General features: G+C 55.0%; 14 protein-coding genes. All 14 read left to right on the top strand.

Going from position 1 to position 13,459, the window contains the following annotated elements:
* Positions 1-31 precede the first annotated feature (31 nt).
* The 14 genes from N5923_RS07285 to N5923_RS07220 all read left to right on the top strand — a co-directional run bounded on the left by N5923_RS07285 (position 32) and on the right by N5923_RS07220 (position 13,227).
* Entirely contained in the window at positions 32-1,120 is a 1,089-nt protein-coding gene (locus N5923_RS07285) for an ABC transporter substrate-binding protein (RefSeq protein ID WP_267143289.1), read from the top strand.
* An 86-nt stretch (positions 1,121-1,206) separates the two neighbouring features.
* Positions 1,207-2,976 carry an ABC transporter permease gene (locus N5923_RS07280; RefSeq protein WP_267143290.1) on the top strand — a complete coding sequence of 590 codons (1,770 nt, stop codon included), beginning with the start codon at positions 1,207-1,209 and terminating at the stop codon, positions 2,974-2,976.
* Positions 2,969-4,039 carry an ABC transporter ATP-binding protein gene (locus N5923_RS07275; protein WP_267143291.1) on the top strand — a complete coding sequence of 357 codons (1,071 nt, stop codon included), beginning with the start codon at positions 2,969-2,971 and terminating at the stop codon, positions 4,037-4,039. The genes N5923_RS07280 and N5923_RS07275 overlap by 8 nt, the downstream gene beginning before the upstream one ends.
* 351 nt (positions 4,040-4,390) lie before the next feature.
* Complete coding sequence (locus tag N5923_RS07270; protein ID WP_267143292.1) at positions 4,391-5,860, top strand: NAD(P)-binding domain-containing protein; 1,470 nt, start codon at positions 4,391-4,393, stop codon at positions 5,858-5,860.
* Positions 5,857-6,339, top strand: a complete 483-nt coding sequence (locus N5923_RS07265; protein ID WP_267143293.1) for a carboxymuconolactone decarboxylase family protein — start codon at positions 5,857-5,859, stop codon at positions 6,337-6,339. The genes N5923_RS07270 and N5923_RS07265 overlap by 4 nt, the downstream gene beginning before the upstream one ends.
* Complete coding sequence (locus N5923_RS07260) at positions 6,336-6,899, top strand: peroxidase-related enzyme (protein WP_267143294.1); 564 nt, start codon at positions 6,336-6,338, stop codon at positions 6,897-6,899. Before N5923_RS07265 ends, N5923_RS07260 begins: the two co-directional genes overlap by 4 nt.
* A gap of 58 nt (positions 6,900-6,957) precedes the next feature.
* Positions 6,958-7,695, top strand: coding sequence for an amino acid ABC transporter ATP-binding protein (locus N5923_RS07255; RefSeq protein WP_267143295.1), 738 nt, complete (start codon positions 6,958-6,960; stop codon positions 7,693-7,695).
* A 20-nt stretch (positions 7,696-7,715) separates the two neighbouring features.
* Positions 7,716-8,534, top strand: coding sequence for a transporter substrate-binding domain-containing protein (locus tag N5923_RS07250; protein ID WP_267143296.1), 819 nt, complete (start codon positions 7,716-7,718; stop codon positions 8,532-8,534).
* A gap of 85 nt (positions 8,535-8,619) precedes the next feature.
* Positions 8,620-9,312, top strand: coding sequence for an amino acid ABC transporter permease (locus tag N5923_RS07245; RefSeq protein WP_267143341.1), 693 nt, complete (start codon positions 8,620-8,622; stop codon positions 9,310-9,312).
* A gap of 18 nt (positions 9,313-9,330) precedes the next feature.
* Positions 9,331-10,023, top strand: coding sequence for an amino acid ABC transporter permease (locus N5923_RS07240; protein WP_267143297.1), 693 nt, complete (start codon positions 9,331-9,333; stop codon positions 10,021-10,023).
* 115 nt (positions 10,024-10,138) lie between these two features.
* The gene (locus N5923_RS07235) at positions 10,139-10,720 is read left to right on the top strand and encodes a peroxiredoxin (protein WP_017803207.1); all 582 of its coding nucleotides are present in this window, start codon (positions 10,139-10,141) and stop codon (positions 10,718-10,720) included.
* Positions 10,721-10,744: 24 nt separating this feature from the next.
* Positions 10,745-11,977, top strand: coding sequence for a protein-disulfide reductase DsbD family protein (locus N5923_RS07230; RefSeq protein WP_267143298.1), 1,233 nt, complete (start codon positions 10,745-10,747; stop codon positions 11,975-11,977).
* Between the two features lie 49 nt (positions 11,978-12,026).
* A complete protein-coding gene (locus tag N5923_RS07225) occupies positions 12,027-12,596 on the top strand; it encodes a sigma-70 family RNA polymerase sigma factor (protein ID WP_267143299.1) in 570 nt (189 codons plus the stop codon).
* Positions 12,583-13,227 carry an NrsF family protein gene (locus N5923_RS07220; RefSeq protein WP_267143300.1) on the top strand — a complete coding sequence of 215 codons (645 nt, stop codon included), beginning with the start codon at positions 12,583-12,585 and terminating at the stop codon, positions 13,225-13,227. Before N5923_RS07225 ends, N5923_RS07220 begins: the two co-directional genes overlap by 14 nt.
* Positions 13,228-13,459: the final 232 nt, after the last annotated feature.

Here is a 13,459-nt window from a genome sequence, read left to right as displayed (position 1 = left end):
GTGTTTAAAACGATGATTAGGGGCTGAGCTTATGGTTATAAAAATAGGTGCGATAGCTGCTTCACTGGCGACGATATTTTCTGGTTCCATTCTGGCGGCGGTTCCGCAGGGCTACCCGGCAGATTATCAAAAAGTGGTTGATGCCGGAATCAAGGAGGGCAAAGTTGTCATTTACTCAACCACCGATACCAAAGCCGCGGGTCCGCTGATCAAAGGTTTTGAGTCATTGTATCCGGGCATTAAAGTCGAATATAACGATATGAACAGCACCGAACTGTATAACCGTTATATCAGCGAACAGGCCTCCGGCGGCGGCAGTGGAGATGTGGTCTGGAGCTCTTCAATGGATACCGGACTTAAGCTGGCGACGGACTATGCTGCGGAGTATGCCTCGCCGGAGCTGGATAAATTACCCAAATGGGCGGTGTGGCAGCAAAAGGCGTATGGCACAACTTACGAGCCGGTGGTATTTATTTATAATAAACGTCTGATTCCCGAGGGCGATGTGCCGGATTCGCACAGCGCACTGGCAAAATTGATCGCCAGTCAGGCCGATAAATTTAAAAATAAAGTCACCACCTACGATATCGAAAAATCCGGGCTCGGTTTTATGCTTGCCGTCCAGGATGATAAAGCGGATGCGAACTATTTTAAAACCCTTGGCGACGTGGCGAAAGGCGGACTGACGGTGCAGTCATCGACCGGTACGATGATGGAACGCGTCTCCTCCGGGGAAAATCTGATTGGTTATAACATCCTCGGATCCTATGCTGAAGCGCGGGCCAAAGGCGATGCCTCGCTGGGTATCTCTTATCCGAAAGATTATGTACTGGTGTTGTCGCGCGTGTCGTTTATCAGCGATCAGGCGGAGAACAGTAATGCGGCGAAGCTATGGTTTGACTATGTGTTGTCAGAAAAAGGGCAGAGCATTCTTGCCAACCAGTCCGATATTCCCTCCCTGCGTAATGATATTGAAGGTGAAAATGATATTGACGGCATCACCAAAGTCCTCGGCAGGGCGTTGAAGCCGATCCCGGTTGATGAATCGCTGCTGGAATATCTGGAGCCGAAAAAACGTCTGGAGTTTATTAAACAGTGGCGCGCAGCCGCGGCGAAATAATATCTGCTACGGTTGTGTGTTGATGGCACACAACCCTGTTTATCACCCAACTGGTTTGCATTAAACATCTGACCAAAGGGATGCATATGAATAGCTTGCGCAGAAGGTGGCAGGGGTTGCCGCGTGGCGTAGTGGTATTGATAACCGCTCTGGTTATTTATATACCGCTACTGTTTATCATCGTACAGAGTTTCCTCTCTGCGCCTTTTTTTGCCCGTAGCAAAGAATTCAGTCTCGAGTCCTTTGAGTTTATTTTTACCGACCCCGATTTCTGGCATGCGCTGGAATCAGGATTTATTCTGGCGTTTGGACTGGTGATCATTGCGATCCCTCTGGGCGGGATCCTCGCCTTTTTGATGGTGCGCACTGATTTACCCGGTCGCAGATTTATTGAACCCCTGATTCTGGTGCCGATATTTGTTTCGCCGATGGTGCTGGGCTTTGGCTATGTGGTGGCCGTCGGGCCGGTCGGGTTTTTCTCCCGCTGGGCGGAGCAACTGCTTGGTTTTGTGCCATGGAACATCTATTCGATGTTCAGCATTGTGGTAATCGCCGGTCTGACGCATGTACCGCATGCCTATCTGTATATCTCTTCGGCGTTACGCAGCGTGGGATCCGATGTGGAAGAAGCCGCCAGAACGGTGGGCGCTTCGCCGCTACAGATCATGACTGCCGTCAGTTTGCCGATGGTACGTCCCTCCGTTCTGTATGCCTGTGTGCTGCTGTTTTTCCTTGGACTGGAAGTGTTCGGCCTGATGCTGGTGCTGGGCGATCCGGAAGGCAATATGGTGCTTGCCACTTACCTGTATAAACTCACCAACAAACTGGGAACTCCTTCTTACCATCTGATGGCTGCGGTGGCGGTGGTGCTGATCTGTATCACCATTCCGCTGGTGATGCTGCAACGCCGGCTGATGCGTACCGCTAACCGCTTTGTCACCATGAAAGGCAAAGCCTCTCAGGCTCGCGCGCTGCCACTTGGCAAATGGCGCTGGGTAGCCGGGGCGGTAGTGGTGGCCTGGCTTACCGTCACTATTGGCGTGCCATTACTGGGAGTGGTGCTGCGGGCCTTTATTTCCAATTGGGGCGTCGGTGTTTCCGTGTGGGATGAACTGTCGCTGGATACCTTCCGTAATATCTGGCAGCAACCGAACCTGCTGCGCGCCATCGTTAACTCAATGGCCATCGGCGTGATCGGTGGGGCGCTGGCCGTGCTGTGCTATCTGTTTGTCGGCATCGCCATGCACCGTAAGCAGGATAATGTTACGCGCTTTCTGGACTACAGTGTGCTGGTTCCCCGTGCGGTGCCGGGACTGCTGGCAGGGCTGGCATTTTTGTGGGTGTTCCTGTTTCTGCCGATGTGGCTGGATCAGTCGCTGAAAAATGGCTGGCTTTCAGCATTGCCGATCGCGGAATGGCTGCGTGAACATCTGATCGTCTGGCTGCGATCGTTGCGAAGTACCATTTTCAGCGTCTGGCTGGCGTACACCGTAGTGTGGATGGCCTATGGATTGCGGTTGATATCTTCAACGCTGTTGCAGGTTGGGCCGGAGCTGGAAGAAGCTGCGAGGAGTACCGGCGCCACGCGCGGGCAGGTGACCCGCCATGTCACCGTGCCGCTCTCGCGTTACGGTCTGATTGGTTCCTGGCTGTTAATGTTTCTGATTTTTGAGCGTGAATATTCCACCGGTGTCTATCTGCTCTCCTCCGGCACGGAAACCATTGGTTCGATGCTGGTTTCTCTGTGGGCGGCAGGCGCCATTGATATCGTGGCGGCGCTCTCCTTTATTAATATCCTGCTGGTGGTCATTGGCCTTGGTGTGGCTCTGCGCTTTGGAGTGAAATTACATGATTGAACTATCGGTAGAAAACCTGCATCTGACCTACGGCGATAACCCGGTGCTGAAAGGCGTTTCAATGCAGCTGAACAAAGGAGAAGTGGTATCGCTGCTTGGGCCTTCGGGGAGCGGGAAAACCACCTTACTGCGCGCGGTGGCCGGGCTGGAAAAACCGACCCAGGGCAGAATTACCATCGGCAGCAACATTGTCTACGATGGTAATCCGCGCAGTGAGATCCCGGCAGAAGAGCGAAATCTGGGGCTGGTATTTCAGTCATACGCGTTATGGCCGCATAAAACAGTGTTTGAAAATGTCGCTTATCCACTCAAACTGCGCAAAGTCGCTGCCTCTGAAATCAACCAGCGGGTACAAAGCGTACTCGACCAGCTTGGGCTGGGACATCTGGGCAAGCGACATCCGCATCAGCTTTCTGGCGGTCAGCAGCAGCGTGTGGCGATTGGACGCGCGCTGGTCTATAACCCACCGGTGATTCTGCTGGATGAACCTTTGTCTAACCTTGATGCCAAGCTGCGTGAAGAGGCCAGGGTATTCCTGCGTGAGCTGATTGTTAAACTGGGATTGTCAGCACTGATGGTGACACATGACCAGAACGAGGCGATGGCGATCTCTGATCGTATTCTGCTGCTTAATAACGGGGTGATAGAACAGCAGGGGACGCCAGAGGAGATGTATGGCACGCCGCAGACGCTGTTTGCCGCCGAGTTTATGGGCAGTAATAATCGCCTGCATGGCAAAATTACCGATGTGGCGGAAGACAGGGCGCGTATTGCAGGCGCGAACTGGGCGTTATGGGGACGCGCTGGCGCAGGGGTAACTGTCGGGCAGGACGCTACGGCGGTTATTCGCGTTGAACGCCTGCATTTTAGCGAATCGCCTGTGGAAAACTCGCTCGAACTTCCTCTGTTAACAAGCATGTATCTTGGTGATCGCTGGGAATATCTGTTCCGCACCGAAGGGGATGATTTTGCTATTCGTGTGTATGGCAAAGAGCTGCGTAACGCACAACATTGCCATATTACTTTGCCGGCCAATGATCTGTGGATATTCCCTAAAGAATAAAATATATAAGTGATGCGGCTTTAAGCTTAAAGCAGGAACTCAATATAACCCTCTGTTTCGACAGCGGGTTTTTTATTTATGGCTTCGGTGCAGCATCCTATATATGAATTTGTGTATAAGATATAAGAAAACCATTGGTTAACAATCAGGCGTAATTCTTGACTCCTTTCTGTGGAGGGGGGAGTATTCCGTGCCACATCTTTTACTATGCACTACAGAGATACTAAGTCAGTAATTATGTGTTAAGGCGATAATAAAAACGCACAATAACCGGGCCTGTTTGATGCCCTGCGCCTTAATCAGACAACCTGTAACACTCCCGCGAACGGGAAAAAGTTAAGGAACCAAATCATGACGTATGCGGCGATTTCGCCATTGTCGGCCGGTCTTCCCGCTCTGGAGGCGCGACTTCAGCAGGATCTCGAACTGCTTGAACTGCCCGCTAAACCCTGGGTTCCTGAACAGCTGCACGACGGCGTGCCGGTTCGCGACGTGGTGGTGATTGGCGGTGGCATGTGCGGACTGGCGGCGACGGCAAAACTGTTACTGAGCGGGATAAATAATATCGTCGCTTATGATGCGGCTCCGGCCGGACGCGAAGGGCCGTGGGTGACCTTTGCCCGCATGGAGACGCTGCGTTCTCCGAAAACCCTGCATGGTCCGGCGCTGGGCCTGCCGCAACTGACTTTCCGCGCCTGGTTTACCGCGCAGTGGGGCGCTGAGGCCTGGCAGGCGCTGGACAAAATTCCCAAAAATCAGTGGATGGATTACCTCGTCTGGTATCGCAGAGTGCTTAATCTGCCGGTGCGCAATAATGTGCGTATGACTGGTATTGAGCAGGTCGGCGATCTGATTGCCATCGCTATTGAAGGCGCGGAAACCGGCCGGATCCTCACGCGTCGTCTGGTTCTGGCAACCGGCCGCTCCGGTCTGGGTGGTTTTGCCGTTCCCGATTTTCTTCAGGGTATCGATCGTCGTTACTGGGCGCATTCTGCGGACGAGATCAACTTTGACGCGTTGCAGGGCAAACGCGTGGCGGTTATCGGCGCGGGCGCCTCTTCTATGGATAATGCCGCAACCGCGCTTGAGGCGGGAGCCGGGGCAGTTGATCTGCTGATCCGACGTAAAGAGATGCCGCGCATTAATAAGATGACCGGTATCGGCAGCCAGGGCGTGGTCCATGGCATGCATCAACTGCCTGATGCCTGGAAGTGGAAGTTTGTCGATTACACCGCCTCGACCCAGACGCCGCCACCGCGTTCCTCGACGCTGCGCGTGTCGCGTCACCCGAATGCCCGCTTCTTCCTTAATTGCGGCATCGTGGCGGTAGAGCAGGACGCTGAGGGGTTGCTGATTGAAACCACCCAGGGAGCGATGCGCTACGATTTTCTGATTGCCGCTACCGGTTTTTCCAATGACTTCAGTGGTCGCCCGGAGTTTAACGCTATTGCGCCGCATATTCGCAACTGGGCGGATGGCCGCTATACACCGGAGATGGGCGCGCCGCGCGCGGGTCTGTCAGAAGCGCCGGATCTGGGGCCTGCCTTCGAGTTCCGTGAGCGTGTCGCTGGCGCCTGTCCGATACTGGCGCATATTCACTGCTTTAACGACGCTGCGATGCTGACCCATGGCAAGGTCTCCGGTGATATTCCGGCCGTCAGTGCTGGCGCCGATCGTCTGGTGCGCGGCATTGCCGCATCGTTATTTGCCGAAGATGTTAAAACTCACTTCGCCAGTCTGGTCGCTTACGACAACCCTGAACTTCAGGGCGACGAGTGGCTGGATTCGACCCCCTTTATTAAACAGGAGAACGCGTTGTGATCGACGCAATAGACAAGGCCGCCGGTCTTTCACCGGACGATGCACTGTTCAGCGCGCGCCGTTTTCGGCCAGAATTCGTTGAAGGGGCGGAGCATTGCCGCCTCTCGGTATTGCAACCTGCTGACGATCAGGGGCTGGCGCCGGTGTTACGCGCTGCTCTGGCGCGTCGTATGGCGGCGCTGAATGCCGATCAGGACTTAATTGCTGCTTATGATGCGCAGCTGGCCGGATTGACAGCGACAGAATCGCTGCTGGCGCTGGCCGCCGGCGCGACCGATCTGGAACAACCGCTGGCGGCCATCGCCCGTCATGTCGATCTGGTTACGCTGACGCCGGTGAAGGCTGTGGCGAACGATATCCGGCTGCTGGAGCAGGCCGGGCTGAACAATCCGCAGATTGTCGCACTTTCCGAACTGATCGCCTTCGTCAACTTCCAGACGCGGGTTGCGGCCGGTTTACGCCTGATGAGGTCATTATGATTCCGCTGGTTAGCCTGAAGCCGCTCTCCTGGCATCCGTATATTGCGCCGGTCGAACTAGCCGACGCCACATCTGAACAGCTTGAAGCGATGAAGGTGACGCCATCCAGCAAGAAGATTTCAGAGTATGTGCGTACGCTGGCGCATGATCCTGACAGCTACGTGGCGCGCACCGTATTGTTCAATGCCATTATGTATGTTGAGGGCGGGCTTGCGCGTGCCGATCGCGAACTGGGTGCGCTGGGCGCCTCGATCGTCAATGGCTGCAAATATTGTGCGGTAGTGCATGCCCGTCGTCATGCTCAGCTGACGAAAAGCGATGAAGTGGTGAGCGCACTCTATTTCAACAAAGCTGAAACGCTCGGCCCGCGTGATGCGGCCATTTACCGCTTTGCCCGCAACCTGTCGGCGGCGCCTTCAGAGGCGACCAGCGGGGATATCGCTGCGCTACGCGCCGTCGGCATGGATGACCACGAGATTATCGATCTGATCCACGCCATCTCTATCTTTGGCTGGGCAAATCGCCTGATGCACGTACTCGGCCACGCTGAGATCGCGTAATGAAATTTCACCTGCAACAAGCGTTAAATAAAGACTCTCATTTAAAGGGCACAAATAAATGCTTGAAATAAAAGATTTAAAACTGTCGTACGGCAGCACGCCGATCCTGAAAGGCGTCAACCTTTCGGTGAAGCGCGGTGACGTCGTGTCAATTATCGGCCCGAGCGGCACCGGTAAGACCACGCTGCTGCGCTGCATTAACTATCTGGCTAAGCCAGCATCAGGAATTATTACCTTCGATCAGATTCGCATGGATTATCAGCATGCAAATAAGGCTGATATCAAGGCGATCCGTTTACGTACCGCAATGGTGTTCCAGCAATTTAACGTTTTCAAAAATATGACGGTGCTGGAAAACGTGATGGATCCGTTGATGGTGGTGCAGCGCAAATCCAGAGAAGAGGCGCGCGCGATTGCTCTGCAAGAGCTTGAGCGTGTTGGTCTGGCGGCGAAGCTGGACCACTATCCATCGCGCCTTTCCGGTGGGCAGCTGCAGCGCGCTGGTATCGCACGCGCACTGGCAGTGCGACCAGATGTGATGCTGTTCGATGAGCCAACCTCATCGCTGGATCCTGAGCTGGTGGGTGAAGTGCTGAAGGTGATTAAAGATGTCACCTCTTCAGGTATCACGTCGCTGCTGGTGACCCACGAAATGCAGTTTGCAAAAAGCGTCTCCAATCGCATTGTGTTTATGGATCAGGGTGTTGTCGCCGCTGAAGGCAGTCCGGCGGAGATTTTCGATAATCCCGCGACACCACGCCTTGCGCAGTTCCTTAATTCTGAACCGGTACTCTGATAATAAAAGGACTCAATGATATGTCTGCAATCAAATCAACGTTACGTCGTCTGGCGGTACTGGGTGGCATGACCCTCGCGCTGTCGATCTCCGCGTTAAGCCATGCTGAATCGGTGCGCACCATTAAAATCGCCACGGCGGCGGAATCCAAGCCACTGTCATGGGGCGCCATCGGCGTCGAGCCGCAAGGCTATGAACCGGATGTGCTGAAAGCCATTAACGCTAAGCTGCCACAGTACAAATTTGTGATGGAAGGCGCTGCGGATATTGCGCAGGAAACCGGCCTGGTCACCGGCAAGTACGATATGGCTACCGGGGGCTACTATAAAGCGCCAGCGCGCAGCAAACAGTTTCTGATCCCGGACAGCCCGATGGGCGCCAGCCTGATGAAAATCTACAGCCGTGATGACAGCAATATCAACGGTATGAAGGATCTGGTCGGTAAGAAAATTGTACCGGTTACCGCCGGTGGCGGCGTCTACAAATTTGTTAATCAGTGGCAGCAAGATAACCCTGACGCCAAAGTCGATATCAAAGCCTCCAGCGCCGGCATTCCTTACCCGGATCGCCTGAAAGAAGTGCAGAACGGCAAATATGACGCGCTGATCCTGCCGTCAAACCTCGGTGAGCAGACCGTTATTGATAACCAGAAGCTCAAAATTAAAGCCAGTGAGCCGGTGGCGATTAACAACACCTACGCCCTGATTCATAAGTCAGACAAAAACAAGGTGTTGAACGACGACATCAACAAGGCACTTAAAGAGCTGAAAGAGGACGGTACGCTGGACAAACTTTCACAGAAGTGGTTTGGCGAAGAAGTCGTCAAATATATCAAGTAACTGATTCACCGAAACCTATGGTTTAGTGGTCAACGGTCAAAGCTGAAATTGCCATCAGGAGTGTTTTACAGTGGATTTATCTACCATGATCCCCGAGTTACTTTCGGCTTTGCCGCTGACACTCGGCATTATGTTTGTCGCCCTTATCGCCGGTTTTTGCCTGGCGCTGGTGGCAACGACCTTCCGCGTGCGCAGGGTACTGGTGATCAGCCAGCTGGCCGATCTCTACGTATCTTACGCCCGCAGCGTGCCGGTGGTGCTCCAGCTATTCGTCGCGTTCTACGGCCTGCCGCTGGTCGGCGGCCTGTTTGGCGTGGACGATTTTTTCTCGGCGACCGTCGCTTCAATGGTGGGGCTGAGCCTTTACCATGGCGGTTATCTGTCAGAGGTGATGCGGCCTGCATTTCTTGCGGTTGAACGCGGTCAGCATGACGCGGCAGACAGCCTGGGATACAGCCTGCGCCACAAGATCACCCGTATTGTCGGTCCGCAGGCGTTACATATCGGCCTGCCGGGCTATGGTAACGCGGTTATTTACCTGATCCACAATGTTGCGCTGGTGATGTATATCGGCGCAGCCGATGTGATGGCGACGGCGCATCTGATTATGGAACGCGACTATAACCAGTATCAGTTTGGCACCTATCTGGTGCTGGCGGTGCTCTATTCGTTGCTGTGTCTGGTTGCATGGCTGATTGTGCGTTTCTTCGAGCTGCGCCAGGCAAAGTACAGCGCAAAATCCACAGCGGCGAAGATTAAGTTCACGGCGAACCTCTGACTGAGAGAGTAATCATTTATGTTTGATATCGACGTTTTGTTACCAGATTTCTGGAGCATTATGGACGCCGTGCCGGTGACGCTGGCGATGGCGGTCACCATCTTTATATTTTCCACGCTGGCTGGCGGCCTGTTTGCGTGGATTGAGCACCAGCGTATACCGGTGCTGCGCCAGCTGGTAGTGACCTATAAAGTCGCCTTTAAAGGCGTGCCGATGGTGGTGGTGATCTTCCTTGCCTACTACGGTATTCCACCGGCGCTGCATTTTGTCGCCTCGCTGATGGGGGTAGAAGTCAACGCCCACTCGATGCCGAACTGGGTGATTATTGTTGTGGCGCTGACCGCCTGTGTGGCGGCGTTCCAGGCTGAGGTGGTAAAAGGCGCGCTGAACTCTTTTGACAGCGGTCAGTCGGATGCGGCGCACTCGTTAGGCTATACCAACGGCCAGCTGTTCCGCCGGGTGATGTTTCCGCAGATAATTGTCGCGGCGATCCCCGATCTGGCGAACGCGTTTATGGTGATTATGAAGGCGCTCTCGCTGGCCTTCGCCATTGAAGTTGTCGATATTTTTGCTCAGGCGCAGTTAACCGCCGCGCTGAATTTCTACTATCTCGAAGCCTTTGCGATTGCCGTGGTGTTCTATATGGTTATTGCCTGGGTGGTGACAAAAGTTGCCGATAAGATTGAGTCGGCGCTGCGGGAGCGCACCTGATAATAACGGCTGGTAAGTAAATCTTTTTTTTCTGCGGCGAAACTTTTTGCATCTGCATAGCGAACTGTTATTGAGCGTCCAAATCCGGACCCCTTAACAGTCGCAGGAGCAGAAGATGAACCGCATAAAAAATCTTGTTTGCAGTCTGAGCATCGCAACGGCCATCGGCCTTTCTTTTGTCGCGCTGCCTGGCGAAGCCGCGCTGCCTGCCGGAGCTAAAGCGCCCAACTTTGAGTTGCAGGGCGCACTGGGCGGCAAGCCGCTGACCTTCTCGTTGCAGAAGGCGTTGCAGAAAGGGCCGGTGGTGCTCTACTTCTTCCCCGCAGCCTTTAGCGCCGGTTGCACTATCGAAGCCCATGCGTTTGCTGAAGCCAGCGACAGCTTTAACAAAATGGGCGCGACGGTGGTTGGCGTAACCGCCGGCAATACCGATCAGGTCGATGAATTCTCGAAACTGGAATGCCGCGACAAATTTGCCGTTGCAGCAGATCCGGGCGCGAAAGTCGCCGCCGAGTACAACACGCTTATGCAGATGAAGGGCAAAACCCTTTCGGACCGCACCTCGTATGTTATTGCTCCCGATGGCAATATCCTGTTGAGTTACACCGATCGTAACCCCGATGCGCATATCCAGAAAACCCTCGACGCGGTGAAGCACTACAGTGAGTCACATCCGCAGACCGCAGCTGCTAATTAATCCTTTATCATCCCGGGGCCAACGATGCTGACCGCTATGCTGGCCGCCTTTATTGGCGGCATAATTCTTAACCTTATGCCTTGTGTTTTCCCGATTATTTCGCTGAAAGCACTGGGATTATTGCGGCATCAGGGAAGTCCGGCCAGCGCACGCCGCGAAGGGCTGGGGTTCCTGCTGGGGGTGATTGTCACCATGATGGCGCTGGCTGGCGTGTTGCTGGCGGTACGCGCCGGCGGCGCAGCGGTTGGCTGGGGTTTCCAGCTACAGTCGCCGCTGGTGGTGGCGATCCTGGCGCTGGTGATCCTGGGGGCGGCCCTCAACCTGCTGGGCGTATTTGAGGTCGGACTTTCGGCGCAACGGGTCGGCGCGATTTCCGCCGGTGGTGGCGTGTTTATGCGTTCCGCAATGACGGGCGCCTTGGCGATTATCGTCGCCACCCCCTGTTCCGCTCCCTTTATGGCCAGCGCGGTAGGTTATGCGCTGGTGCAGCCACCGGCAGTAGCGCTGGCGATTTTCGCCGCGCTGGCGCTGGGATTTGCCGCGCCTTTTACCCTGGTCTCGCTCTTTCCGCTGCTGGCGAAAATCCTGCCGCGTCCCGGCGCCTGGATGGATGTGCTGAAACGCGGGCTTGCCTTCCCGATGTTTGGCGCGTACGCCTGGCTGGTCTGGGTGCTGGCGCAACAGGCCGGGACTGCCGCGCTGGCGACCCTGCTGGCCTGTTCCGTGTTGCTGGGCTTCGCCGCCTGGCTGTACGGTATGGCGCAGCACCGGCGTTTGGCGGGCAAAGCACATAAAGTCCTGTTTGCCGTCACTGCTGTGCTGGCGCTGGTCATCATTGTGCCGCTACCCTCAATGATGAAAGTGGGGACGTCATTGCCAGACAGCCAGCTAACGGAAAACGTCACGCCGGTAAAATGGTCGCCGCAAAATGTCGACGACAATCGCGGTCATGGCAAAGCGATCTTTGTAAACTTCACCGCATCCTGGTGTATAACCTGTCAGGTTAATGAACGGACGTCGCTCTCTACCGTGGCGGTTAAGGACGCGCTGGCGAAAACCGGCACCCTGTATATGGTGGCGGATTCCACCAAATTTAATCCTGATGTCGATGATGCACTTAATCAGTTTGGTCAGGGTGGGTTGCCGCTGTATGTGGTCTATCCCGCCGATGGCAGTGCGCCAAAAGTATTGCCGCAGGTATTAACCCCCGGCATCGTGGTGAACGCTCTGCATCAGGCAGTCGGTAAGAAGACATGACAGCCAGGCAGCGCGCGGGCTGCCTGTCGTCATAGCAACAAGGTGAAATATGGTGATGTGCGATGCAGCGCGAGAAAGCTGGCCGGGCTTAATGGCAAGCGCCCAGGCTGGCGATCAGCGCGCCTATACGCAGCTGTTAAAAGCGCTGGTGCCGGTTATTCGCTCGCTGGCGCATAAACATATTGCGGATGATGTTCTGATCGAGGATGTGATTCAGGACGTGCTGCTGACGCTGCATCGGGTGCGCCACACTTATGATCCGCACTATCCCTTTCTGCCGTGGCTGATGGCGATTGTCTCGGCGCGTGCGGTGGATGCGCTGCGACGGCGCGGTCGTCATCAGCGCTGGGAAGAGGAAGAGGTGGCTGCGAGTTTCAACGTTGCGGACAGCAGCTCAGCCCTGAGAGCCGGACAGCAGGAGTCGCGGGAGGAGCTGAATGTTTTTTTACGTCAGTTGCCAGTGCGACAACGCGAAATCGTCGAGAACGTGCATTTACGTGAGATGAGCCTGACGGAGGCCGCAGCGCATAACAACCTGAGCGTGGCGGTGGTGAAATCGCTATTACATCGCGCGTTAAAAAATCTTCGTCGTTTCGGAGCCCATCATGGCAGATCATGATTTGTTAATTGAAAAACTGAGTCGTTCCGCCGGTCCGGTCAAGCGGCCTTTACCGACCCGCTGGCGTGTGGCCTGCTGGATGGCGATTGCACTGCCGTGCGGCGCTATCGCCAGCTTGCTGGTGCAACGCACCCTGACTGACTGGACGCAACCCGGCGTGCTGCCGACCATCCTGCAGCTGCTGCTGTCGTTTCTGCTGGGCGTGCTGGCGATTCGCAGCGCATTTAATCTGAGCATTCCCGGACGACGCGTGCTGAGCTGGAAGGTGTTCGTGCCGTTGATTGTGCTCTGGCTGATTGCCAGCAGCAGCAATCTGTCGGCAGAGCCTTTGCTGGCCAATATCGCCGAAGGAACCGGTTGTTATCGCTTTATGCTGGTGGTCAGCCTGCCGATGATCGCGATTATGATTGCCAGCCTGCGCCGCACACGGACGTTATATCCGCTACGCAGCCTGGCGATGGCGGGATTTGGCGTCGCCTGTATGGCGATGACCATGCTGGCGTTTTGCCATCCGCTGCATTTTCATCCGCTTGATTTGCTGATGCACCTTGCAGCGATAGCGTCCATTGTGGCGCTGACCATGGTGGGCGGAAAACGCTGGGTGAGATTGCAGGTTTTTACTGCCAGTTAGCCAGAGGCAAGTTAGTATCGATGCCGGCTAATACCCGTCACTCAAGATAAACTTCATTAAAATAAGTGTGTTACATTATCACCCGGAGCAACTTCGCTCCAGTTGTGCCGCCAGAGGTCAAAACTATCATTGTGACATGGGGCGTTTTTACGGGCGGAGAAAACGCCGCCCGTACAGAAAATTCATAGGCTTATGTAGGGGCGGCGTTTTCGCCGCCCGTGCCGATGATGTG

Origin of the sequence: Winslowiella arboricola, assembly GCF_025527015.1 — a bacterium.
Taxonomy (GTDB): Bacteria; Pseudomonadota; Gammaproteobacteria; order Enterobacterales; family Enterobacteriaceae; genus Erwinia; species Erwinia arboricola.
This window is presented reverse-complemented; position numbering and strand designations above follow the sequence as displayed.